This is a genomic window from Streptomyces sp. NPDC050548 (assembly GCF_044457385.1).
In the GTDB taxonomy this organism is placed as follows: Bacteria; Actinomycetota; Actinomycetes; order Streptomycetales; family Streptomycetaceae; genus Streptomyces.
The window spans coordinates 61,754-85,068 of record NZ_JBITGV010000020.1 but is presented as its reverse complement, the minus strand read 5'-3'; the positions used below and the strand labels follow the sequence as shown (position 1 = coordinate 85,068).

The 23,315-nt window shown below is 71.5% G+C and carries 14 protein-coding genes; 7 read left to right on the top strand and 7 right to left on the bottom strand.

The features are described from left to right. Positions 1-35 precede the first annotated feature (35 nt). The 3 genes from ACIBJH_RS39705 to ACIBJH_RS39695 are packed head-to-tail and all read right to left on the bottom strand — an operon-like array spanning position 36 to position 2,523. Positions 36-704, bottom strand: a complete 669-nt coding sequence (locus tag ACIBJH_RS39705; RefSeq protein WP_399121798.1) for an ABC transporter permease — start codon at positions 702-704, stop codon at positions 36-38. Then, complete coding sequence (locus tag ACIBJH_RS39700) at positions 701-1,396, bottom strand: ABC transporter permease (RefSeq protein ID WP_399121797.1); 696 nt, start codon at positions 1,394-1,396, stop codon at positions 701-703. The genes ACIBJH_RS39705 and ACIBJH_RS39700 overlap by 4 nt, the downstream gene beginning before the upstream one ends. Beyond that, positions 1,393-2,523: an ABC transporter ATP-binding protein gene (locus ACIBJH_RS39695; protein ID WP_399121796.1), complete on the bottom strand. Its 1,131-nt coding sequence runs from the start codon at positions 2,521-2,523 to the stop codon at positions 1,393-1,395. The genes ACIBJH_RS39700 and ACIBJH_RS39695 overlap by 4 nt, the downstream gene beginning before the upstream one ends. A 244-nt stretch (positions 2,524-2,767) precedes the next feature. On the opposite strand from ACIBJH_RS39695, the gene ACIBJH_RS39690 reads away from it, so the two are divergent. Beyond that, positions 2,768-3,610: a dolichyl-phosphate beta-glucosyltransferase gene (locus tag ACIBJH_RS39690; RefSeq protein WP_399121795.1), complete on the top strand. Its 843-nt coding sequence runs from the start codon at positions 2,768-2,770 to the stop codon at positions 3,608-3,610. Continuing rightward, complete coding sequence (locus ACIBJH_RS39685) at positions 3,607-5,691, top strand: ArnT family glycosyltransferase (RefSeq protein WP_399121794.1); 2,085 nt, start codon at positions 3,607-3,609, stop codon at positions 5,689-5,691. The genes ACIBJH_RS39690 and ACIBJH_RS39685 overlap by 4 nt, the downstream gene beginning before the upstream one ends. A gap of 90 nt (positions 5,692-5,781) precedes the next feature. Here ACIBJH_RS39685 and ACIBJH_RS39680 read toward each other — a convergent pair whose 3' ends face one another. The 3 genes from ACIBJH_RS39680 to ACIBJH_RS39670 are packed head-to-tail and all read right to left on the bottom strand — an operon-like array spanning position 5,782 to position 8,312. Next, positions 5,782-6,522, bottom strand: a complete 741-nt coding sequence (locus ACIBJH_RS39680; RefSeq protein ID WP_399121793.1) for an FAD:protein FMN transferase — start codon at positions 6,520-6,522, stop codon at positions 5,782-5,784. 1 nt (position 6,523) lies between these two features. Continuing rightward, positions 6,524-6,964: an FMN-binding protein gene (locus tag ACIBJH_RS39675; protein ID WP_399121792.1), complete on the bottom strand. Its 441-nt coding sequence runs from the start codon at positions 6,962-6,964 to the stop codon at positions 6,524-6,526. A 10-nt stretch (positions 6,965-6,974) separates the two neighbouring features. Further along, positions 6,975-8,312, bottom strand: coding sequence for a ferric reductase-like transmembrane domain-containing protein (locus ACIBJH_RS39670; protein ID WP_399121791.1), 1,338 nt, complete (start codon positions 8,310-8,312; stop codon positions 6,975-6,977). Between the two features lie 150 nt (positions 8,313-8,462). On the opposite strand from ACIBJH_RS39670, the gene ACIBJH_RS39665 reads away from it, so the two are divergent. Both ACIBJH_RS39665 and ACIBJH_RS39660 read left to right on the top strand, forming a co-directional pair. Further along, positions 8,463-9,152: a response regulator transcription factor gene (locus tag ACIBJH_RS39665; RefSeq protein WP_262062724.1), complete on the top strand. Its 690-nt coding sequence runs from the start codon at positions 8,463-8,465 to the stop codon at positions 9,150-9,152. After that, positions 9,149-10,597 carry a sensor histidine kinase gene (locus ACIBJH_RS39660; RefSeq protein ID WP_399121790.1) on the top strand — a complete coding sequence of 483 codons (1,449 nt, stop codon included), beginning with the start codon at positions 9,149-9,151 and terminating at the stop codon, positions 10,595-10,597. Before ACIBJH_RS39665 ends, ACIBJH_RS39660 begins: the two co-directional genes overlap by 4 nt. Before the next feature lie 115 nt (positions 10,598-10,712). On the opposite strand, the gene ACIBJH_RS39655 is transcribed toward ACIBJH_RS39660, so the two are convergent. Then, positions 10,713-11,318, bottom strand: coding sequence for a GPP34 family phosphoprotein (locus ACIBJH_RS39655; RefSeq protein ID WP_399121789.1), 606 nt, complete (start codon positions 11,316-11,318; stop codon positions 10,713-10,715). 369 nt (positions 11,319-11,687) lie between these two features. Here ACIBJH_RS39655 and ACIBJH_RS39650 point away from each other — a divergent pair, with 369 nt between their 5' ends. From ACIBJH_RS39650 to ACIBJH_RS39640, 3 genes are read left to right on the top strand one after another with little or no spacing between them, the layout of a single operon-like run. After that, the gene (locus tag ACIBJH_RS39650; protein ID WP_399121788.1) at positions 11,688-18,542 is read left to right on the top strand and encodes an SDR family oxidoreductase; all 6,855 of its coding nucleotides are present in this window, start codon (positions 11,688-11,690) and stop codon (positions 18,540-18,542) included. Between the two features lies 1 nt (position 18,543). Beyond that, positions 18,544-23,013 (top strand): beta-ketoacyl synthase N-terminal-like domain-containing protein, encoded by a 4,470-nt coding sequence (locus tag ACIBJH_RS39645; RefSeq protein WP_399121787.1) that lies wholly within the window; start codon positions 18,544-18,546, stop codon positions 23,011-23,013. Continuing rightward, positions 23,010-23,312: an acyl carrier protein gene (locus ACIBJH_RS39640; protein ID WP_019071397.1), complete on the top strand. Its 303-nt coding sequence runs from the start codon at positions 23,010-23,012 to the stop codon at positions 23,310-23,312. Before ACIBJH_RS39645 ends, ACIBJH_RS39640 begins: the two co-directional genes overlap by 4 nt. Positions 23,313-23,315 lie beyond the last annotated feature (3 nt).

Sequence of the window (23,315 nt, the reverse complement as noted above, 5' to 3'; positions counted from 1 at the left end):
GGGAGGGCCTGAGCCCTCCCCCCTTCTCTCTGCGCTCAGTTGCTCCGGCGCACCCCCGGCGACACCGCGAGCCGTGCGATGCCCCAGAAGACCCCCAGTGTCACCAGGGCCATCCCGGCGACCAGGGTGGCGCCGCCGACGACCTTCTCGTAGTTCTTCTGGTAGAGGCCGTCGATGATGTAGCGGCCGAGGCCGCCGAGGCTGACGTAGGCCGCGATGGTGGCCGTGGAGACGATCTGGATGGCGGCCGAGCGCAGGCCGCTGAGGATCAGCGGGAGCGCGACCGGCAGTTCCACCTGGAAGAGGATGTTCGTCTCGTTCATGCCCATGCCGCGGGCCGCGTCGACCGGGGACGGGTCGACGGAGCGCATCGCCTCGTACGTGGTCACCAGGATCGGCGGTACGGCGAGGACGACCAGCGGGATCATCACCGGGACCAGACCGAAGCCGATCAGCACGAACATCAGCACCAGCAGGCCGAAGCTGGGCAGCGCGCGGGCGGCGGTGGCGATCAGCGAGAGGGCGTTGCCGCCGCGTCCGGTGTGCCCCGTGAGCAGACCGACGGGGAGGCCGATGGCGGCGGCGATGGCCAGCGCGATCAGCGAGTACTGGACGTGCTCGCGCAGCCGGGTGGGGATGCCGTCGTAGCCGTGCCAGTGGGTGCTGTCGCTGAAGAACAGGTTGATGTAGTGGAGTACGTTCACCGGGCTGCGTCCTCCGTTGCGGGTTCGGCCGGTGCGGGCCGGGCCTTGCGGGTGCCGCGCGGCATCCAGGGCGTGAGGAGCAGGCGTACTACGACCAGGACGGCGTCGACGACGATGGCGAGGACGGCGGTGGTGATCACGGAGAGCCAGATCAGCCGCGGCTGGTGGTAGATCTGGCCGTCGTTGAGCAGGTTGCCCAGCGCGCCCTGGTTGCCGATCAGCATGCCGACGCTGACGAGGGAGATGCTGGACACGGTCGCCACCCGCAGGCCGGCGATGATCGCGGGCACGGCGATCGGCAACTGGACCTGGAGGTACCGGCGCACGGGCCCGAGGCCCATCGCGGTCGCCGCGTCCAGGGTCTCCTGCGGTACCGAGCGGACGCCGTCGACGATCGCCGGGACGAACACCACCAGGCTGTAGACGCCGAGCGGGATCATCACGGTGGTCTCGGTCTGGCCGGTGTAGTCGATGAGGACGACGAAGAAGGCCAGCGAGGGGATCGCGTAGAGCACGGTCGTCACCCACAGCACCGGCGGGTACAACCAGCGCAGCCGCACGCAGAGTTGGGCGATGGGCAGCGCGACCACCAGGCCGACGAGGACCGGGATCACAGCCTCGCGCAGATGCAGCCCGATCAGACCGAAGTAGCTGTTCTGGAGGTCGCTGGGGATGCGGAACCAGTCGTTCATCCGAGGACCTTCGTGTCCGGCCGCACGGCCGCGTGCGCGCTGCGGATCGCCTCGCCCACGGCCTGCTGCGACACGACGCCCACGACCCGGCCGGTGTCGTCCACGCCGACCGCCCAGCCGGTGGGCGACAGCACGGAGCCGTCGAGCGCGGCGCGCAGCGAGTCCTTGCCGGCGGCGAACGGGCGGCCGTACGCGAGGAGCTGAGCCGTGTCGATGCTTCCGGCGGTGAGCGCGCCGGGCTCGCTCCAGCCGAGCGGCCGGCCGTCCAGGTCGGTGACGAGGAGGTACGGCACACCGGGCGTGGTGCGTTCGGCGATCTGCTCGGCGGTGGAGTCGACGGCGACGATCGGGGAGGTCTTGAGGTCGAGGCCCGCGGAGGAGAAGAAGGACAGGCGGCGGATGCCGCGGTCGGCGCCGAGGAAGTCCTCGACGAAGGCGTCCGCCGGGTCGGACAACAGCTCGGCGGGCGGCGCGAACTGGGCCAGCTTGCCGCCGGTGCGCAGCACCGCGACCATCGTGCCGAGCTTGATCGCCTCGTCGATGTCATGGGTGACGAAGACGATCGTCTTGCCCAACTCCTCCTGGAGACGCAGGAGTTCGTCCTGGAGGCCCTTGCGGACCACGGGGTCGACGGCCGAGAACGGCTCGTCCATCAGCAGCACCGGCGGGTCCGCGGCCAGGGCGCGGGCGACGCCGACGCGCTGCTGCTGGCCGCCGGAGAGCTGGTACGGGTACCGCCTGGCGAGCGAGCCGTCGAGCCCCACCCGCTCCATGAGTTCGGTGGCCCGCGCCCTGGCCTTCTCCTTGCCCCAGCCGAGCATGCGGGGCACGGTGGCGATGTTGTCGACGATCGTGCGGTGCTGGAAGAGCCCGGCGTTCTGGATGACGTAACCCATGGACCGGCGCAGGGTGTTGACCGGCTGCTTGGTGATGTCCGCGCCGTCCAGGGAGATCGTGCCCTCGCTGAGGTCGACCATCCGGTTGATCATGCGCAGGGTCGTCGTCTTGCCACAGCCCGAAGGGCCGACGAGGACGGTGATCGAGCGGTCCGGTATGTCCAAGGACAACCGGTCGACCGCCACCGTGCCGTCCGGGTACCGCTTGGTGACTGAATCTATCCGTATCAAAGCGCCGAATACCCTTCGGATGTGGCAGAAACTGCCCGTTCCTGGCCGCTGTCTCCGGCCGTCGAGGGGAGAGTCTAGACGGCTTGTGTTGCGGGAACTTGGCGGGCACCTGAGGGGTTTTGGGTGCCGCTTCCTGGGGGTTCGTCGCGGATCGACTGTGCCCTTCCTGTGAGTCCGCTGATTCTCATCGACCGTTCAGCGAAGGCACAGCAACGCCCTAGACAGCGCCCGGATCGTCACCGTCATGAACGAACAGAACGCGGGAGGCGCCCGGCAGCGGTCGGTCGAGATCGTGGTGCCGGTCTACAACGAGGCGCACGTCCTCGCCGGCAGTGTCGGCCGTCTCCACGCATACCTCGAATCGTCCTTCCCGTTCCCGTTCACGATCACCGTGGCGGACAACGCGAGCACCGACGCCACCTGGCAGGCGGCGCTCGACCTCACCGAGCGGCTGCCGCACGTGCACGCCGTGCACCTCGACGCCAAGGGCCGGGGCCGCGCGCTCAAGCACGTGTGGAGCCGCTCCGAGGCGGACGTGGTCGCGTACATGGACGTCGACCTGTCCACCGGCCTCGAAGGCTTCCTCCCCCTGGTCGCCCCGCTCCTGTCCGGCCACAGCGACGTGGCGATCGGCAGCCGGCTGCACCGGCAGTCGGCCGTACAGCGCGGCGCGAAGCGGGAGTTCATCTCCCGCTCCTACAACCTCCTCCTCAAGGCAGGCCTCGCGGCCCGCTTCTCGGACGCGCAGTGCGGCTTCAAGGCCGTGCGCACCGAGGTGTTCCGGGCGCTCGCCCCGCACATCGAGGACACCGCCTGGTTCTTCGACACCGAACTCCTCGTCCTCGCCCAGCGCAACAAGCTCCGTATCCACGAGGTCCCGGTCGACTGGATCGACGACCCCGACAGCCGCGTCGACATCGTCCGCACCGCCCTCGACGACCTCAAGGGCATGCGCCGCATGTTCAAGCAGACGCTCACCGGCCGCGCCCGCATCGCCGCCGTACCCCACCGCACCCGCACCACCACCCCTGTCCTGCCCGCTGGGGCGCCCGCCACTTCCGCGGAACACCTGGAGTACGCGTCATGACGACCCTCGCCCCGCCCCCCGGTCAGGAGAGCACCCGCCGCTCGCACCGGGCCGGCCCGCCCGCCGACGGCGGCCTCAACTCCCGTGCCAGAAGGCTCTTCACGGGCCCGGAGGACGACCCGCGCTGGGCCCGCCCGGCCCTCTGGGCGATCCTCCTGCTGGCCACCGCGCTCTATGCCTGGAATCTGACCTCGATCACCGGAAACACCTTCTACGACGCGGCCGTCTACAGCGGCACCAAGAGCTGGAAGGCGTTCTTCTTCGGCGCGCTGGACTCCGGCAGCTTCATCACGGTCGACAAACCACCGTTCGCCCTCTGGGTGATGGGCCTCTCCGCCCGCGTATTCGGTTACGGCACCTGGCAGTTGATGCTTCCGATGGTCGCGGCCGGCACCGGCTCGGTGGCCATCCTGTACCGCAGCGTCAAGCGGGACTTCGGCGCGATCGCGGGCACCATCTCGGCGCTCGTCCTCGCCCTCACCCCGATCACGGTCGCCATCACCCGTGACACCAACCCGGACCCGATCCTCGTCCTGCTGATGATGCTCGGCGCGGTGGCCCTCCTGAAGGCCGTCCGCAACGGCAAGTTGATGCCGCTGGTCTGGTCGGCCGTCGCGATCGGCTTCGCGTTCAACACCAAGATGATGCAGGCGTACGTCGTCCTGCCCGCCTTCTTCCTCGTCTACCTCTGGGCCACGAACGTCTCCCTCGGCAAGCGCATCCGCAACCTCGCCGTCGCCACCGTCGCGCTGGTCGTCTCCAGCGCCTGGTGGATGGTGATCGTCGACCTGATCCCGGCCTCCTCCCGCCCCTACATCGGCGGCTCCACCGACAACACGGTGTGGGACCTGGTCATCGGTTACAACGGCTTCGGCCGGATCTTCGGCGCCAGCTCCTCCGTCGGCTCGCAGGGCAACGGGGCCTCGTTCGGCGGCAGTTCGGGCCTGTACCGGATGTTCAACGAGATCATGGGCGGCCAGATCTCCTGGCTGATCCCCTTCGCGGCGATCGCGCTCGTCGCCGGTCTGGTGCTGCGCGGACGCGCTCCCCGCACCGACGCCAAGCGGGCTGCGCTCATGCTCTGGGGCGGCTGGTTCGTCCTCCACTTCCTGACCTTCTCGCTGGCCGAGGGCACCTTCCACCCGTACTACGTCACCGCCATGGCGCCCGGTATCGCGGCCCTGGCCGGTGCGGGCGGGGTGCTCCTGTACCGCGCCTTCCGTGAGGGCGCCGTGGCCAAGTGGGCCTGGGTGCTGCCGGTCGCGATCGCGGCCAGCACGGTCTGGGCGGTCGTCCTGCTCCAGCGGGTCTCCGGCTCCGGCACGGTGTACACGGTCGCGGAGATCGTGGTCGCGGTCGCGGGCATCGCCTCCGTACTCGGCCTGCTGGTCGGCCGGTTCACCCGGCGCCACCGTCTGATGGGCTTCGCGGCCCTCGCGGCGATCGTCGCCCTCCTCGCCGGTCCCGCGGCCTACTCGGTCTCGGCGGCGACCTCCTCGACCAACGGCACCAACCCGACGGCCGGTCCGAGCACCGGTGGCGGCATGGGCGGCGGTGGCGGCGGCATGGGCGGCGCGCCGAGCGGCACCAAGTCCGGTACGAAGCCCAGCGGTTCGGCCCCCTCGGGTACGAAGCCCAGTGGTTCGGCCCCGTCCGGCACCATGCCCTCGGGCAGCGGCTCGACGTCCTCGTCCTCCTCCGACTCCGGTACGCAGTCCACCGGTGGCGGCGGCATGGGCGGCGGCACGCAGGTCTCGTCCGCGATGATCACGTACCTCAAGAAGCACCAGGACGGGGCGACTTGGCTGCTGGCGGTGTCCACCGACCAGACGGCTTCCTCGATCATCCTGGAGTCGGGACAGCCCGTGATCTCCATGGGCGGCTGGTCCGGCAGCGACAACGCGATGACCCTCGCGAAGCTCAAGTCCCTGGTGAAGTCGGGCGAGTTGCACTACATCATGGTCAGCAGCGACGGCGGCCAGGGCACCAACTCGGAGATCGCGACCTGGGTCAAGGCACACGGCACGGCGGTCTCCGCCTACAGCGGCCTGTACCGCCTGGACGCCTCCGACGTCAGCTGATCCACTCCCCCGAACCACATTTCCCGACAGGAAGGGCCGCCGGTAACCCCGGCGGCCCTTCCGCTTGTCGTGGGTACTTCGGTCGTATCCCTACGCCGCCACCGTCGCGACCGGGAATCCCGGTGTACGGCGGACCCGGCGCTCCGCGTCCACCGCGAAGACCTCGCAGCCGGGCCGGGCGGCGGCCCAGTCGACGCCCTCCGGGCCCATGGCGAAGGCCGCGGTGGCCGTGGCGTCCGCCTCCGTCAGCGACGCGGCGACGACGGAGATGCTGAGCAGCCCGGTCGCCGGGCGGCCGGTGCGACCGTCGACGATGTGGTCGCCGCGTTCGTAGCGCGCGGAGGTCGCCACCGCCCCGCCGGTCAACTCCAGGACCGTGCACAGCTGGTCGGCGTGCTCGGGGTGCCGTACACCCACTCGCCACGGTCCGCCTGCCACGACCACGTCTCCACCGGCGTTGAGGATGAAGCGCCGGGCGCCGGCGGCGGTGAGCAGTTCGGCCGCCCGCTGCACCGACCAGCCCTTGACGACCGCGCAGGGGTCGAGGGGCCGGCCGGGCAGCCGGACGTCGAAGGCACCGCCGGTGGCGAGCCGGTACTGCTCGCAGAGGCCGAGGACCTCGGTCAAGTCCGCACTGAGGTCCGGGAGTCGGAGTTCGCCCCGGTCGTAGCGGCAGACCTCGCTGTCCGGGCGGAACGGGCTGAAGCGGGCGTCGACCTCGCGCAGCCAGGCGAACAGCGCGTCCGCCGTCTCGTCCATGCGGGGACCGCCGCCCTCGTCGTCGATCCGCAACGACACCGGGAACCCCATCACATGCTCAACGCGGTTCATCTCAGGCGCCCTTGGCGTCGATGGCGGCCTGGAGCGACTGGACGTAGGCGTCGCTGGTGATCGTGGCGCCGGAGACCGTGTCGATCTTCGAGCTCTGCGCCTTGAGGGTCTCCTCGATCAGCACCGGGACGGCCGCGGTGGTCTGCGGGTGATTCGGCTGCTGGAGCATGCTGACGGCACTGATCTTGTCGCCCTCGAAGGTCACCTGCACCTGCACGGTGCCCTTGGAGGTGTTGATCGCGGTGCCCTGGACGACCTTCTTCGACGATGTGGAGGGTGTCGACGAGGACGAGCCCGAGGACGACGAGGTCGCCGACGGAGTCGGAGTGGGGGCGACTGCCTCGGTGGTCGTGGTGGTCGTCGTCCCGATGGACGGCTCATAGCGCCACACGGGGATCAGACCCGCGACGGACAACACCAGGACAGGTATGACTCGCTTCACGATATGTCTCTCATCCCGCCAGGCTGAAGCGTTCGAAGTGGATCTGCTGCTTGGGCACGCCCATGTCGCCGAGGGTGCGCAGTACCGCGTTCATCATCGGCGGGGGTCCGCAGAGGAAGACGTCCCGGTCGCCGATGTCCGGTACCAGGCGGGCGAGTTCGCGCGAGGACAGCTTGTCGGGGACGGGCGGGCCGGTGAGCAGGTGCAGTTCGGCGCCCTTGGACCGGGCCAACTCGGCCAGCTCGCCGTAGAGGACCGCGTCGCGTTCTGCGGAGACGCGGTAGATGACGACCGCGTGGCCCTCCAGGTCCTCCAGCAGGGCGCGGATGGGGGTGACGCCGACGCCGCCGGCGATGAGCAGGGACTCGGTCCTCCTGCGGTGCAGGGTGGTGAAGGCGCCGTAGGGGCCCTCGGCGAAGACGCGGGTGCCGACCTTGAGGTGGCGCAGGGCAGCCGTGCCGTCGCCGGCGGTCTTGGCGGTGAGGCGGAGGCCGGTGCCGTCGGGGGCGGCCGAGAGGGAGAAGGGGTTGGCCTGCCACCAGCGGTCCTTGGTGAGGAAGCGCCAGAGGAAGAACTGGCCTGCCTGGGCGGGGAGTTGGTGGAGGTCGCGGCCGGTGATGTAGATCGAGACGACGTTGTCGGACTCGGGGACGACCGCGGAGACCCGGAACTGGTGGCGGAGGTTGCGCCACAGGGGCAGGACCAGGCGGCCGAGGGCGACCGAGCCGAGGGCCACGCCCCAGACCGTGTACCAGTACGTCGTGGCGGCCGAGGACGCGGTGAAGGTCGTACCGACCGCGACCTGGTGGGTGAAGGCGAGGACCACCGCGACGTAGGTGTAGAGGTGGATGAAGTGCCAGGTCTCATAGGCGAGGCGGCGGCGGGCGTAGCGGGCGGAGGTCGCGCCGATGACGAGGATCAGGGCGAAGGCGACGAGCGCGCGCAGGATGCCCTCGGTGGTCTCGGCGAGGTCGACGACCTCGCCGACCGGGCCGGTGTCGGTGCCCTCCGCGTAGCCGAAGGCGATGAAGACGAGGTGCCCGAGCAGCGTCCAGAGCAGGGCGAAGCCGGTCCAGCGGTGCCAGGAGGTCATCCGGTCCATGCCGATGCGGCGGTCCAGCCAGGGCAGGCGGGCCACGAGCAGCAGCTGGAAGGCCATCACGAGCGCGCCGTAGAGGCCGAGGAGGCGGCCGATGACGATCAGCGAGTTGGAGGCGAATCCGGCCTGGGCGAAGAAGACGGTCACCACGGCGACGTTCGCGGCCAGCACGGCGTACAGGCCGGTGCGGGCCACCACCCTGGGGCGTATCGCCGTGGGGGGCGCAGGGGGTGATTGGACGGTCGTCACGGACGGCAGCTCCTTGATCGGGTCCTGGGAGACGAGCTTGACCTCGGGGCGCTGTCGTTTTCCTGTCGAACAACTTTCAGGTACTTATCGATGTGGGTGCGGCGGTGCCGTGGGTCTGGCGCTGATCGGCGGGTGGCGCAGTATGAGCGGGTGGACAAAGTTCGACTCCTCGTCGTGGACGACGACCCGCCGATCGCCGACCTCGTCGCGACGGTCGCCCGCTACGAGGGCTGGGAGGCCGCGTGCGCGTACTCCGGCGAGGAGGCGCTGACCGTCGCCGCCGAGTTCCAGCCCGACATCGTGGTGCTCGACCTGATGCTGCCCGGCCTGGACGGCTTCGGCGTGCTGGACCGGCTGCGGCACTCGGGGACGATGGTGCCCGTGGTGTTCCTCACGGCGCGGGACGCGGTCGCCGACCGGGTCGCGGGGCTGACGCGCGGGGGTGACGACTACCTGGTCAAGCCGTTCGCGGTGGAGGAGCTGATGGCCCGGCTGCGGACCGTGCTGCGGCGCAGCGCCGGGCCCGGTTTCCCGCGCTCGGTGCTGCGGGTCGCGGACCTCACGATGGACGAGGACACCCGGGAGGTGCGGCGCGGCGACCACCTCATCACGCTCACCCCGACCGAGTACGAGGTGCTGCGCTATCTGCTGCGCAAGTCGCCGACCGTGCTCACCAAGGCGCAGATCCTCGACCATGTGTGGGAGTACGGCTTCGGCGGCCGCTCCAATGTGGTGGAACTGGTGGTCAGCCGGCTGCGCCGGAAGCTCGACGAGGGGCACGATCCGCTGATCCACACCGTGCGCGGCTTCGGCTATGTGATCCGGCAGGCCGCCGAATGATCGGACGACTGCGCCACAACTGGCGCAGGCTGCGGCTGGGCACGCGGCTCGCGCTGGGGCTGGGTGCGCTGGCTCTGGTGGTGTTCGCCGTCGTGGGCACGGCGCTGACGACATACATGCGGGACTACCTGTCGGCCCAGCTCGACGACCAGCTCGGGCTCGCCCAGGGCGCCCAGTCCAAGTCCATCGCGGCGAGCGGCACGCTCCAGGGCAAGAAGTACTACCGCTGGTACTACGCCGTGTACGACGTCAAGGACGGCAAGCCGGTGCTCCGCAAGCCCGAGGAGAGCTCGGACCTGCCGACGGACATCGGCGATCTCACCGCAGTGGCACAGGCCCAGATCGCCAAGGGCACCGAGGTGCTGCGCACCAGCGACATCACGGGCGAGGGCGAGTACCGGCTGCGCGGCTGCGCGGTCGAACCCGGTGTGGTGCTGGTCAGCGGTGCGCCGATGGACGACATCGACGACACGGTACGACAGCTCGTGCTCATCCAGGTGGTCGCCTTCGGTCTCGCCCTGCTCGCGCTGGTGGTGCTCGGCCGCAGGCTGCTGCGGCGCGGGCTGCAGCCGCTGAGCGACATGGCGCACACCGCGCACGGCATCGCCTCGCACGACCTGTCCGAGTCGGCGGCCAGGCTGCCGTTGCGCGCGGACGAGCGGGGCGGCGGCCCGGAGGTCGAGGAGCTGCGCACCGCGTTCAACACGATGCTGGAGCACATCGACGACTCGCTCGCGGTGCGCGCGGAGGCGGAGCAGCGGCTGCGCCGGTTCGTCGCGGACGCCTCGCACGAGCTGCGGACGCCGTTGATGTCGGTGCGCGGTTACGCGGACCTGTTCCAGTACGCGGCGGCGAACGTGCCCGAGGAGCGGGACAAGCACCTGGCCCGGCTGCGTGCCGAGGCGGCCCGTATGGGCATCCTCCTCGACGACCTGCTCCTGCTGGCCCGTCTGGACGCGGCGGACGTGGAGACTCCGATCCGGCTGCAGGACGCGGAGCTGGTGGAACTCGTGGCGCAGGCGGCGGACGCGTTCCGGGCCGGGCATCCGGACCGCCCGCTGACGGTGTCGGTGCCGCAGGCCCCGGTCCCGCTGCGGGTCGACCCGGTCCGGATCCGGCAGGTGCTGGACAACCTCCTGACCAACGCGGCCGTGCACACCCCGCCCGGCACGCGGGTGTCGGTGACGGTGACGGTCGCCGCGGGCACGGCTTCGGTACGGATCGCCGACGCGGGTCCCGGTATCCCGGACGCCGACCGGGCCCAGGTCTTCGACCGCTTCTACCGTGTCGACAAGGCCCGCAGCCGGGACCGCGGCGGCAGCGGCCTCGGGCTCGCGGTGGCGCGCTCGCTGGCGATGGCCCACGGCGGCACGGTCGAGCTGACGTCGGAGCCGGGGGCGACGGTGTTCACGGTGACGATTCCGCTGGGGGCGACCGCGTCCTAGGCTCGGCGCACACCTTGTGACTACCATGGGTAACGTGGCGTCACTTGGGGCTCAGGACCATCAACTGGCTCTGCCTTTTCGGCAGTTGCCGCACTGCGCGGCAACTGAACGACCGTCACATACCGCGCCACACGTTGTCATAGGCCGCGTCCTCGACGCTCTTGCGCTGCCGGACGGCCTCCAGTTCCGTCACCGCGCCGTGCACGGCGGCGAGGACGGTGTCCAGGGCCTCGTCGGCGACCTTCGCGGAGTCCTCGTCCGGCACCTCGTGGATGCCGACGGCCGCGGCGAGCTGGGCGAGGACGGGTTCGCCCGTGGCCCAGCGGTCCGCCGCCCGGCTGCGGGCCTGGGAGTCGACCAGGGCCGCCCTGCCGCCGCGGACCAGGTTCCAGCGACCGCGCTGCCGGGCGATCAGACCCTCCTTCTCCAGCGCGGCGAGATAGGCCGAGACCAGACCCTGCCCCCGCCGCCACAGCCAGTCCTCGACCGACTCGTACGGCGTCTCCCGTACGACGGCGGTCGCGGCCTCGTCCAAAAGTCCGTCCGGCAGGGGGACTTGGAGGTTCGGCACGATCAGTTCGCCGTCCAGCGCGACGGCTTCGGCGGCGAGGAGGTCGACCACCTCGGCTCCCGCGAGCGCGAGCGAAAGCTCACCCGACTCGACGGGGCGGTCGGGGGCGACATCCATGGCGACGATCAGCAGGTCCCGGGGTGTGCTCATGGGTGCCAACCTAGCGCGGCTCGTGCGAGGAGGCACCGACACCCAACGTTTACATAATTCCGTTCCGCAGTCCGTCATGTTTCGGGACCATGAGCCTCGGATGAATACCAGGGGCTTTTGGACCGCTTGCGCCACTGCGGTCCGAATGGCGTGCCCTCTGAAGGAAATTGGCGGGGTTTCCGGTCGTTTGGGGGCTCGTTCGCGCTGGCCGGATCATTTCCCTGGGTGTGGCGCTTACCTTTCCGTTGTTGACCGCCGAGTAACAGTGACGCTAGCTTTCAACCAGCCAACTCGCGTCTCTGCGATTCCGTTCGGCGCCTACAGGCCGAAACCCCCCACCGTGCAGTTTCACCGTTTATTCGGAGAATCATGACGTCTGTCGCGCGCGCCGCAGAAATGATCATTGGAATCACGCCGTTCCATGAACCGGATGCCCGACTCGCGGCGGCAGTGAGCCGCGCCGGCGGGCTCGGTGTACTGGACCTCGGAATTGGCGACCGAAGATCCAGAGAGGCCCTGGCGCGAATCCGACGCTGGTCCCCTGGCCCCTTCGGGGTACGCGTCGGGGCCCACTGCCGGATCGCCCCCTCGGAACTCGCCGCGGCCGCCGACGGCGGCCCGGGCACCGTCGTCCTCGCCGCGGACGCCCCGTGGCGGGTCGAGGAGGTCGCCGGCTCGTTCCGGGTGCTGGTCGAGGTCATCGATCCCGACCAGGCGCTGACGGCAATCAGCTCCGGTGCGCACGGGCTCATCGCCCGGGGCGCCGAAAGCGGCGGCCGCATCGGCGAGTTGAGCACGTTCGTGTTACTCCAACGGCTGCTCGCCGAACCCGGTGTCACCGTCCCGGTCTGGGCCTGCGGCGGCATCGGCCCGCGTACGGCCGCCGCTGCGGTGGCCGGTGGCGCGGCCGGGGTCGTGCTCGACAGCCAGCTGGCGCTGCTCGCCGAGTCGGCACTGCCGGAGACGGCGGCAGCGGCGCTGCGCTCGATGGACGGCTCCGAGACCACGGTGATCGCCGGTCACCGGGTGCTGCTGCGCCGCGGCCCGGACGCCCCCCAGGTACCCGCCGAGCGGGTCTCCGAACTGCTCGGCGCCCGCGACCCGCGCACCCAGCTGCTGCCGGTCGGCCAGGACGGCTTCCTCGCCGCGCGGTTCGCCGAGCGCTGGGGCGACGTGGGCCGGACCGTGCGTGAACTGACCGCCGCCGTACGGGAGTCGATACGCGACGAGGCACCGGCCGGAGCACTGCGCGCCGGCTCACCGATGAGCCGGCGGCTCGGCACCCAACTCCCTCTCGCCCAGGGCCCGATGACCCGTGTCAGCGACCAGGCGGAGTTCGCCGCGGCCGTCGCCGGGGGCGGTGCCCTGCCGTTCGTGGCGCTGGCGCTGGCGAGCGGCGAGCAGTCGCGGACGGTCCTGGCCGAGACGCGCGCCGCCGTGGGCGACCGGCCCTGGGGTGTCGGGGTGCTCGGCTTCGCGCCCGAGGAGATGCGCACCGCCCAGCTCGAAGCGGTACGGGAGTTGAGGCCCACCCACGCGATCATCGCGGGCGGCCGCCCCTCCCAGGCCGAGGCGTTGGAACGGTCCGGGATCGCCACCTTCCTCCACGTGCCGTCGCCGGGACTGCTGCGGCAGTTCCTGGACGCCGGTGTCCGCAGGTTCGTGTTCGAGGGCTCCGAGTGCGGCGGCCACGTCGGACCGCGCGGCAGCTTCCCGCTGTGGGAGGCCCAACTCGCCGTCCTGGACGACTTCTTGGAGACAGCGGCAGCGGGCACGGCCGAACACGTCGAGGTCTTCTTCGCGGGCGGCGTCCACGACGAGCGCTCGGCGGCGATGGTGGCCGCCCTCGCCGCGCCGCTCACCGCGCGCGGCGCCGCTGTCGGCGTGCTGATGGGTACCGCCTACCTCTTCACGGAGGAGGCGGTGACGCGTGGAGCGGTCCAACCCCTCTTCCAGGAGCAGGTGGTCCGGGCCACCCGGACCGCGTTGCTGGAGACCGCGCCCGGTCACGCCACCCGCTGCGTACCCAGCCCGTTCAGCGACAACTACCTGCACTTCGAAGCCGAGTTGCGCGAGCAGGGCGTCCCGGACCGGCAGATCTGGGAGAAGTTGGAACGGCTCAACGTCGGCCGGCTCCGCATCGCCAGCAAGGGCGTGGAGCGGGACGCGGCCGGTGCGCTGACCTCCGTGGACGAAGAACGCCAGCTCGCCGAGGGGATGTTCATGGCCGGCGAGGTCGCCGTGCTGCGTTCGGCGACCACCACGATCGACGCCCTGCACCGCTCGGTGACCGAGGAGGCCGCCGACTTCCTGGACGACAGCGCGCGAACCGCCCGTGCCCTCCTGGGAATTGAGGAGCAGGCCGAACCGGAGCCGCCCGCCCCGCTGGACATCGCTGTCATCGGCATGGCCTGCATGTTCCCCGAGGCCCCTGACCTGCCCACCTTCTGGGCGAACATCCTCGGCGGACGCGACGCGGTGACCGAGGTCCCGGCCGACCGCTGGGACCCCGCCGTGCACTACGCGGACGACAAGAGCGGCGCCACCCCGTCGAAGTGGGGCGGCTTCCTGCCCCGCATCCCCTTCGACCCGCTGCGCTACGGCATCCCGCCGACCTCCCTCGGCAGCATCGAACCGGTCCAACTGCTGGCCCTCGAAGCCGCCCGGCGCTCCCTGGAGGACGCCGGATACGGCGACCGGGGACGGCAGTTCGACCGCGCGCGCACCTCCGTGGTGTTCGGCGCGGAGGCGGGCAGCGACCTGTCCAACGCGACCACGCTGCGCGCCGTACTCCCCTCCTACTACGGGAAGATCCCGCAGGGCATCGAGGAGCAACTCCCCACCCTCACCGAGGACTCCTTCCCCGGGATGCTCTCCAACGTCATCTCGGGCCGGATCGCCAACCGGCTCGACCTCGGCGGGGCCAACTTCACGGTCGACGCGGCCTGCGCGTCCTCGCTGGCCGCCGTCGACGTCGCCTGCAAGGAACTCGTGGGCGGCACCAGCGACATCGTGCTGTGCGGGGGCGCCGACCTCCACAACGGCATCAACGACTACGTCCTCTTCTCCTCCGTGCACGCCCTGTCCCCGACCGGCCGCTCCCGCGCCTTCGACAACTCGGCGGACGGCATCGCGCTCGGCGAGGGTGTCGCCTGCGTGGTCCTCAAGCGGCTCGCGGACGCGGAGCGGGACGGCGACCGGATCTACGGCGTCATCAAGGGAGTCGGCAGTTCCAGCGACGGCCGCTCACTGGGCCTGACGGCACCCCGACCGGAAGGGCAACGGGCCGCGCTGGAGCGGGCGTACCGCAACGCGGGCGTCTCCCCCGCCGCCGTCGGCCTGGTCGAGGCGCACGGCACCGGCACGGTCGTCGGCGACCGGACCGAACTCTCCATCCTCAGCGAGGTGTTCACCGAGTCCGGTGCGGAGACGGGCAGTTGTGCGCTCGGCTCGGTCAAGTCGCAGATCGGGCACACCAAGTGCGCCGCCGGACTGGCCGGCCTGATCAAGACCGTGCTGTCGCTGTACACCGGGGTCAAGCCCCCCACCCTGCACATGAAGCAGCCCAACTCGGCCTGGAAGGAGGACGACAGCCCGTTCGTCTTCCACGCCCGGCCCCGGCCCTGGGCCGCTCCCGCCGAGGAACGCGTCGCGGGACTCAGCGCGTTCGGCTTCGGCGGCACCAACTTCCACACGGTGATCCAGGCCTACGGCGACGCCGTACCGCCCGCGCACGGTCTGGACGCGTGGCCCGCCGAGCTGTTCACCTTCCGGGGAGCGGACCGGGCGGCGGCGCGCCGGGGCATCGAGGAGACCCTCAAACTCGCCGAGTCGGGTTCCTGGAAGCTGCGCGACCTCGCCCTCAGCGCGTCCCGCCGCTCCGACGCCCGGCACGAACCGGTCCAAGTGGCCGTCGTGGCCACGGATGTCGAGGGACTGGCCGGGCAGTTGCGGCGGGCGCTGGCCGGTGAGCGCGATCCCGGCGCGGGCATCCACGCGGCCGACCTCCAGGAGGAGACCGGCCAGGTCGCCTTCCTCTTCCCCGGTCAGGGTAGTCAGCGGCCCGGGATGCTCGCCGACGTGTTCATCGCCTTCCCCGAGCTGCAGCACTATCTGCACCTCGGCCGCGACCACGCCGACGCGCTCTACCCGCCCACCGCCTTCGACGACACCGCCCGCGACCGCCAGCAGGCCGGCCTCACCGACACCCGGGTCGCGCAGCCCGCGCTCGGCATCGCCGGGCTCGCCGCCCACGCGCTGCTCACCGAGGCGGGCGTACGGCCCGACATGGCGGCCGGGCACAGCTACGGCGAGCTGGTCGCCCTGTGCGCGGCGGGCGCCATCGCTCCGGAGGCGCTGCTGGAGCTGAGCGCCGAGCGCGCGGCGGCGATCCTCGAAGCCACCGGCGCCGACGACCCGGGCACCATGGCCGCGGTCGCCGCCGGCGCCGAGGAGGTCGAGCAGGCCCTGAAAACGGCGGGCGCACCGGACTCGGTCGTCCTCGCCAACCACAACTCGCCTCGCCAGACGGTGATTTCGGGCCCCACGGAGGCGGTCGCGGAAGCCGTGCGGCTGCTGCGTGAGGCCGGTCTCGGCGCCAAGCGCATCCCCGTCGCCTGCGCCTTCCACAGCCCGCTGGTGGCGGGGGCGGGCGAACGGTTCGCCCAGGCCCTCGCCCAACAGGCCGTGCTCACACCGGAGTTCCCCGTGTGGTCCAACCGCACGGCGGCCCCGTACGGCGAGGGTGCCGACGCGGTCCGGGCCGAACTCGCCGCGCAGATCGGGGCGCCGGTCGGCTTCGTCGCGCAGATCGAGGCGATGTACGAGGCGGGTGCGCGGGTCTTCGTCGAGGCGGGCCCCGGGTCGGTGCTGACCCGGCTGGTGGCCCAGATCCTCGGGGAGCGTCCGCACCGCACGGTCGCGTGCGAGCCCCGGCAGGACAGCGGACTGCGCGGCTGGCTCGACGCGCTGGCCCAACTCGCCGTCGCGGGGCTGCCGGTGCGCACCGGATGGCTGTTCAACGGGCGCGACGCCGTCGACGCGGCCCGGACTCCTGTGCCCAAGCGGCCCGGCTGGACGGTCGACGGACAGCTGGTCCGCACCGCCGCCGGAGACCTTCTCCCCGGTGCCCTCGCACCGGCCCGACGCGTTGTGGAGACGACTGTGACGACGAACCCTCAGGGCGGCGCCCCCGTCGAGGCGAACAGGGACGCGCTCATCTCCGAATTCCTGCGCACCAGCCGGGAGATGGTGGCCGCCCAACGGGACGTGCTGCTGACCTACTTCGGCGCCACGCAGGCGGCGGTGCCTCAGGGAACCTGGATTCCCGCGCCTGCACCCGCCGTGGTCGAGGCGCTCCCGCAGCTGCCCGCCCTGCCGGCCGCCGTCGCGGCCCCGGTGGCCCAACAGCCCACCACACAGCCGGAGTCGGCGCCCGAGGCCGTCACCGAGGACGACGTGCTGCGGGTCGTGCTGGAGATCATCAGCGAACGCACCGGCTATCCCGTCGACATGATCGAGCCCGACCTCGACCTGGAGGCGGACCTCAGCATCGACTCCATCAAACGGGCTGAGATCGCCGGTGAGTTGGCGCAGCGGCTGGGCATCGGCGGCGGCGCGGACATCGCCTCGCTCGACGACGCCGAGCTGGAGGACCTGGCGAAGGCCCGCACGGCGGCGTCCGTCACGGGCTGGCTGGCGGCACGCCTGACCGAGCCCGCCGCCCCGGCAGCCGACACCTCCCCGCAGGACGAGGTCACCGGCACCGCACCCAAGCGGCTCCAGCTGCGGCCGATGCTGCTCGCGCACCAGGACGGCGACAACCCGGCGGACCCAACCTCCGTACTAGGCGGGCGGCGGTTCGTCCTCTACGGCGACGGAGACAGTGCAGAGGCCGTAGTAGCCCGGCTCTCCTCGTACGGCGCCGAGGCACTGGTCGTCGACCCCGAGCACCAACTCGCCGCAGCGGACGGCCAGGTGGACGGCGTCCTGTATCTGACGCCGCTCACCGCGGCGGCACCGGTGCTGCCCGAGGCGTTCCCCGTGTTCCAGGCCGCGCTCGCCCGGAATCCGCGCCAACTGATCGCCGTACAAGGGGCGGAGGGCGGATCGGCCGGCCTGCACGGGCTGTTCCGTACGGTGGCGCGCGAGTACCCGGACACCGTCGCCCGGGTCGTCGAGGTGACGGACACGGCACCGGCCGCCGTCGCCGACGCGGTGCTCGCCGAACTTCTCGCACCCGGCGATGAGCCGGTCGTGCTCCGAACCGCCGCCGGACGGCACGGACTTGAGCTGACCGAGACACCGCTCGGCGCACTCGCGACCAACGGTGCCGGTCCGGCCGGCGACGGGGTCGCCGAGGCCGCCGCCATCGGTCTCGACCGTGACGCGGTGGTGCTGCTGGTGGGTGGCGCGCGGGGCATCACCGCGAAGTTCGCGGTCGCGCTCGCCGCGGCCTCCCGGTGCCGTATCGAACTCCTCGGCAGGACGGCCGCACCGGCCGGACCCGAGGACCCGGCGACCGCGGGTGCCCGCACCCCGGCGGAACTGCGCGCGGCCCTCGCAGGACAGGGTGGACGCACGCCGGCCGAGATCAACCGCACCGCCGAACTCCTGCTCGCCCAGCGGGAGATCACCGCGACCCTGGACGAACTCGCGGCCCTCGGCAGCCAGGCCCGCTACCACTCCGTCGACTTCCGCGAGCCGGACGCGGCACTCCAGGCGGTCAAGGAGATCCACGCCGAACACGGCCGCCTCGACGGTGTCGTCTACGCGGCCGGGGTCATCGAGGACCGGCTGATCGCCGAGAAGACCACCGAGTCCTTCCAGCGGGTCTACGGCACGAAGACGCACGGCGCCGAGACCCTGCTGTCGGCGCTGGAGGAACTGCCCAACGGCCCTGCTTTCGCCGTCCTGTTCGGCTCCATCTCGGCCGTGCTCGGCAACCGCGGGCAGGTCGACTACGCGGCGGCCAACGACGCCCTGGAGAGCCTCGGCACCGCCTGGTCCGCGCGCACCGGGCACCGGGCGCTGACCGTGCACTGGGGTCCGTGGGCGCCCACCGGCGGTCATCACGGCATGGTCACCCCGGAGTTGGGACGCGAGTACGCGCGGCGCGGTATCTCGCTGATCGATCCCGAGGAGGGCACCGCGGCCCTGCTGCGCGAACTCGCCTTCGGCGACGAGTCGGCCGGAGCCGTCGTCTACACCGCTTCGGGCTGGTGACATGACCGACCGTCAAGTGCCGGTCGCGATCGTGGGAATGGCGGTGCTGCTGCCCGGCGCCGCCGACCTCGACGCGTACTGGCGGAATCTGCTCGCGGGCGCCGATGCCATCAGCGAGGTGCCGGACGGGCGTTGGGACGCCGACTACTACCGGCCGGACTCCGCGAGCGGTCCGGCCGTGGCCGACCAGGTGTACTGCCGGCGCGGCGGCTTCGTCGACGAGCTGGCCGAGGTCGAGGTCACCCGATTCGGCATCATGCCGAACTCGGTGCCCGGCACCGAACCCGACCAGCTCATCGCCCTCCACGTGGCCGCCGCCGCCCTCGCCGACGCGGGCGGTGAGTCCCGGCTGCCCGACCGGCATCGCGTCGGCGTGGTGCTCGGCCGGGGCGGCTATCTCACCCCCGGCCTGGTCCGACTCGACCAGCGGGTCCGTACGGCGGGCCAACTCGTCCGCACCCTGGGCGAGTTGCTGCCCGATCTGGACGCCGGTCAACTCGACCGGATCCGCTCGGCGTTCACCGACAGCCTCGGTCCCGACAGCCCCGAGTCGGTCATCGGCCTCGTGCCGAACCTCGCGGCGTCCCGCGTCGCCAACCGTCTCGACCTGCGCGGCCCGGCATACACGGTGGACGCGGCCTGCGCGTCCTCACTGATCGCCGTCGACCAGGCGGTCACCGAACTCGCCGCCGGGCGCTGCGACTTGATGCTCGCCGGAGGCGTCCACCACTGCCACGACATCACCCTGTGGAGCGTGTTCTCCCAACTCCGCGCCCTCTCCCCGAGCCAGCGGATCCGCCCCTTCCACCGGGACGCCGACGGCATCCTGATCGGCGAGGGCACAGGAGTCGTCGTCCTCAAGCGCCTCGCCGACGCCGAACGCGACGGCGACCGGATCTACGCCGTCATCCGGGGCACCGGTGTCTCCAGCGACGGCCGCGCCGCGAGTCTCGTCAACCCCGACTCGACCGGTCAGACCCACGCCGTACGACAGGCCTGGGAGGCGGCCGGGCTGGATCCGGCGCTGCCCCATTCGATCGGGCTGCTGGAGGCGCACGGCACGGCGACGCCCGCCGGTGACGGGGCCGAACTGGCCACGCTGGCCGAGGTGTTCGGACCCGACGGCGATGCGGTCATCGGCTCCGTGAAGTCGATGATCGGCCACACGATGCCGGCCGCCGGAGTGGCCGGTCTGATCAAGGCCGCCCTCGCCGTGCACCACGGGACACTGCTGCCGACCCTGCACTGCGACGACCCGCATCCGGCGCTCGCGGCCACCCGGTTCCGTCCGCTGGAGAAGGCGGCGCTCTGGGAGACGACGCCCGAACAGCCGGTACGGCGGGCGGCGGTGAACGCGTTCGGGTTCGGCGGCATCAACGCGCATGTCGTGCTGGAGGAGGCACCGGGGGCGCGCGCACCACGTTCGGCGACGGCGGTCGTCGACGAGCCGGAACGCGTGCTGACCCTCGCCGCCGACAGCCCCGAGGCGCTGGCCGCGCTGCTGGACGCGGACGACTCCGCACTACTGGCAGCAGCCACAGCCAACTCCCTCTCCGGCCGCTCCCGCCTCGGCATCGTCGCCCCGGACGCCAAACGGCTCGCGCTCGCCCGGCGCGCGGTCGCCAAGGGGCGGGCGTGGCAGGGTCGTAGCGATGTGTGGTTCACGCCGAGCCCGCTGCTCGGCGCGGGTGGCGGCAAGCTGGCGTTCGTCTTCCCGGGCCTGGAGGGCGACTTCACGCCCCGGGTCGAGGACGTGGCCGCGCACTTCGGACTCCGCGAGAACAAGTCCTCAACTCCCGCACAGGTGGGGGATGTCGGCCGCCACGGCTTCGATGTGGTGGGCGTGGGACGGCTGTTGGACGCCGCGCTGCGCCGGATGGGCGTCGTGCCCGACGCGGTCGCCGGGCACAGTGTCGGCGAGTGGACGGCGATGACGGCCGCCGGGGTGTACTCGCCGGACGAGGTGAGCGATTTCATGGAGTCGTTCGACCCGGACTCGGTGACCGTGCCGGGGCTGGCCTTCGGCGCGATCGGCGCTCCCGCCGAGCGCGTGCTGTCGGCGCTCGCCGACGAGTGGCCGGACTCCGGGATCGTCCTCTCCCACGACAACGCGCCGGGCCAGTCGATGGTGTGCGGGCCGGACCAGGCGGTGGACGCGTTCGTGCGGTCGTTCCGCGCGCAGGGTGTCCTGAGCCAGGTGCTGCCGTTCCAATCCGGCTTCCACACACCGATGTTGAGGCCCTACCTCGCGCCGATCGAGGAAGCCACGAACCGCTTCCGCCTGCATCCGCCGACGGTCCCCCTGTGGTCGGGGACGACCTCCTCGCCGTTCCCCACGGACGAGAAGGCGGTCCGCGAACTCTTCATCCGGCATCTGCTGGAGCCCGTGCGCTTCCGGCAGCTCGTCGAGGCCATGTACGACGCCGGTCATCGCGCGTTCGTCCAGGTCGGCACCGGCCAACTCGGTTCCCTGATCGACGCGACACTGAGCGGACGCGACCATCTGGTGATCGCCGCCAACTCGCCCCACCGCTCAGGGCTCGCCCAACTCCGGCGGGTGGCAGTGGCGTTGTGGGCGGCGGGCGGAGCGGTCGCCCCGGCGGCACTCACGTCGGCGAAGAAGCCGCTACGGCGGGAACGCCCGCCCGTGCGGCTCGACCTGGACGGGTCGCTGGTGTCCCTCGACGGCCCGAGCCTGGTGAAGCTGCGGGCGGAACTGCGCACACCGCTCCCGACGAGCGCCGCCACATCCCCCCTGGACGCACTCACCGACCGCTTCCCGGCAGCCGCCGAACTGTACGCCCTGATGCGGGAGACCGCCGACACGGCCGCCCAACTCCTCACCGCGGGCAGCCGCCGTACAGTGGCGACCATCCCCGCGCCACCCCGGCAGCAGCCGCCCGCTCCGCCCAGGGAATGGCAGACCACGGTCCATGTCTCCCCCGAGTCCATGCCCTACCTCATGGACCACTGCTTCTTCCCGCAGCGCCCCAACTGGCCGGATGTGGCGGACCGTTGGCCGGTGGTACCGGCCACCACGATCGTGCAGCACATCATCGAGGCGGCGGAGCGGACCGCGCCCGGCATGCGGGCGGTCGCCGTGCACGACGCGCGCTTCGACCGCTGGCTGACGGCGACACCGGCGCTCGACGTACCGGTGCGGGTGGTCACCGAGGCCTCCGGCCGGCTCGCCGTCTCCTTCGGCCCGCACGCCCGCGGCGCGGTCGAACTGGCCCCCGCGTACGCGACCGCGCCTCCTCCCCACCCCCGCCCGGATCCGACCACCGAGCGCGTCCCCGACCACACCGCGTCCCATCTCTACGACGAGCGCTGGATGTTCCACGGCCCGGCGTTCCAGGGCGTCACCGAACTCACCGCGATCGGCGACCGCCATGTACGCGGCGTGATCACCACCCCGCCCGCCCCGGGCTCCCTGCTCGACAACGTGGGCCAGATCCTCGGCTACTGGATCATGTCGACCCGCACCGAACGCACCGTCGTCTTCCCGGTCGGCATGCGCGAGATGCGCTTCTACGGCCCCCATCCGCGCCCCGGCACGGAAGTTGGGTGCCTGGTGCGGATCACCTCGCTCACCGACACCGCGCTCGAATGCGACGTACAGCTCACGGCCGACGGCGCGGTGTGGGCGGAGCTGACCGGCTGGCAGGACCGGCGTTTCGACAACGACCCGCAGACCAGGCCGGTCGAGCGCTTCCCCGAACGCAACACGCTCTCCGAGGCCCGCCCCGGCGGCCGGACCCTGCTGCACGAGCGCTGGCCCGACCTCGCCTCCCGTGACCTCATCATGCGCAACTCCCTGAGCAGCGTGGAGCGTTCGCAGTACGCGGAGCATCCGCCGCGCGGTCGCCGGCAGTGGCTGCTGGGCCGGATCGCGTTGAAGGACGCGGTACGGCAGTGGCTCTGGGGTCAAGGCGAGGGTCCCGTCTTCCCGGCCGAGATCCGGGTCCACAACGACGAGGCGGGCCGCCCCTACGTCACCGGCCTGCACGGCCGCACCCTGCCCCCGCTGGACGTCTCACTGGCCCACACCGCCGAGGCCGCCGTCGCGATCGTACGGCCGCACTCCCCCGAACCCGGGCCCGGAATCGACATCGAGGAAGTCGTCGAACGCGACCCCGCCACCCTCGCCGCCGCTCTCGGCGAGGAGGAACTCGCGCTCCTGCGGGCCCAGTTGACGGCGTCCGGCGAGTCGGAGGCGCTGTGGTTCACCCGCTTCTGGGCGGCGAAGGAGTCGGTCGCCAAGGCGGAGGGCACCGGCTTCGGTGGCCGGCCGCGCGATTTCGCCGTCTTCCAAGTGGTCTCCGGATCACGGCTGTTGGTGTCCGGGCGACTGGAACGCGCCTACACCGTGCACTGCGAGCCGGCCGGCAATCCCCCCAATCTGCCGGACAGGACCTATGTCGTGGCCTGGACGACGGGACCCGCGCACGAAGAGGAGTACGACCGATGACCCCCACCACCGAGGACACCGTCCTCGCCGACCTCACCGGCATGCTGACCGCGCTCCTGGAGGACGAGTACGGCGTCGACGACGTCGAGATCACCATGACGACGACCTTCAACCGCGACCTGGAGCTGGAGAGCATCGACCTGGTGACCCTGGCCGGGCTGCTCCAGGAGCACTACGGCACGAAGGTCAACTTCGCCGAGTTCCTGGCCGGGATGGAGTTCGACGAGATCATCGAACTCACCGTCGGGCGGCTCGTCGAGTACGTCGTGCAGAGCCTCAAGGCAGCCGAGGCGGGCTGAGCC

Excerpts from the sequence above, each read along its gene's own strand:
- ACIBJH_RS39685 (WP_399121794.1), top strand. The coding sequence starts at position 3,607 with ATGACGACCCTCGCCCCGCCCCCCGGTCAGGAGAGCACCCGCCGCTCG.
- ACIBJH_RS39655 (WP_399121789.1), bottom strand. The coding sequence starts at position 11,318 with ATGAGCACACCCCGGGACCTGCTGATCGTCGCCATGGATGTCGCCCCC.
- ACIBJH_RS39690 (WP_399121795.1), top strand. The coding sequence starts at position 2,768 with ATGAACGAACAGAACGCGGGAGGCGCCCGGCAGCGGTCGGTCGAGATC.
- ACIBJH_RS39680 (WP_399121793.1), bottom strand. The coding sequence starts at position 6,522 with ATGAACCGCGTTGAGCATGTGATGGGGTTCCCGGTGTCGTTGCGGATC.
- ACIBJH_RS39660 (WP_399121790.1), top strand. The coding sequence starts at position 9,149 with ATGATCGGACGACTGCGCCACAACTGGCGCAGGCTGCGGCTGGGCACG.
- ACIBJH_RS39640 (WP_019071397.1), top strand. The coding sequence starts at position 23,010 with ATGACCCCCACCACCGAGGACACCGTCCTCGCCGACCTCACCGGCATG.
- ACIBJH_RS39650 (WP_399121788.1), top strand. The coding sequence starts at position 11,688 with ATGACGTCTGTCGCGCGCGCCGCAGAAATGATCATTGGAATCACGCCG.
- ACIBJH_RS39645 (WP_399121787.1), top strand. The coding sequence starts at position 18,544 with ATGACCGACCGTCAAGTGCCGGTCGCGATCGTGGGAATGGCGGTGCTG.
- ACIBJH_RS39700 (WP_399121797.1), bottom strand. The coding sequence starts at position 1,396 with ATGAACGACTGGTTCCGCATCCCCAGCGACCTCCAGAACAGCTACTTC.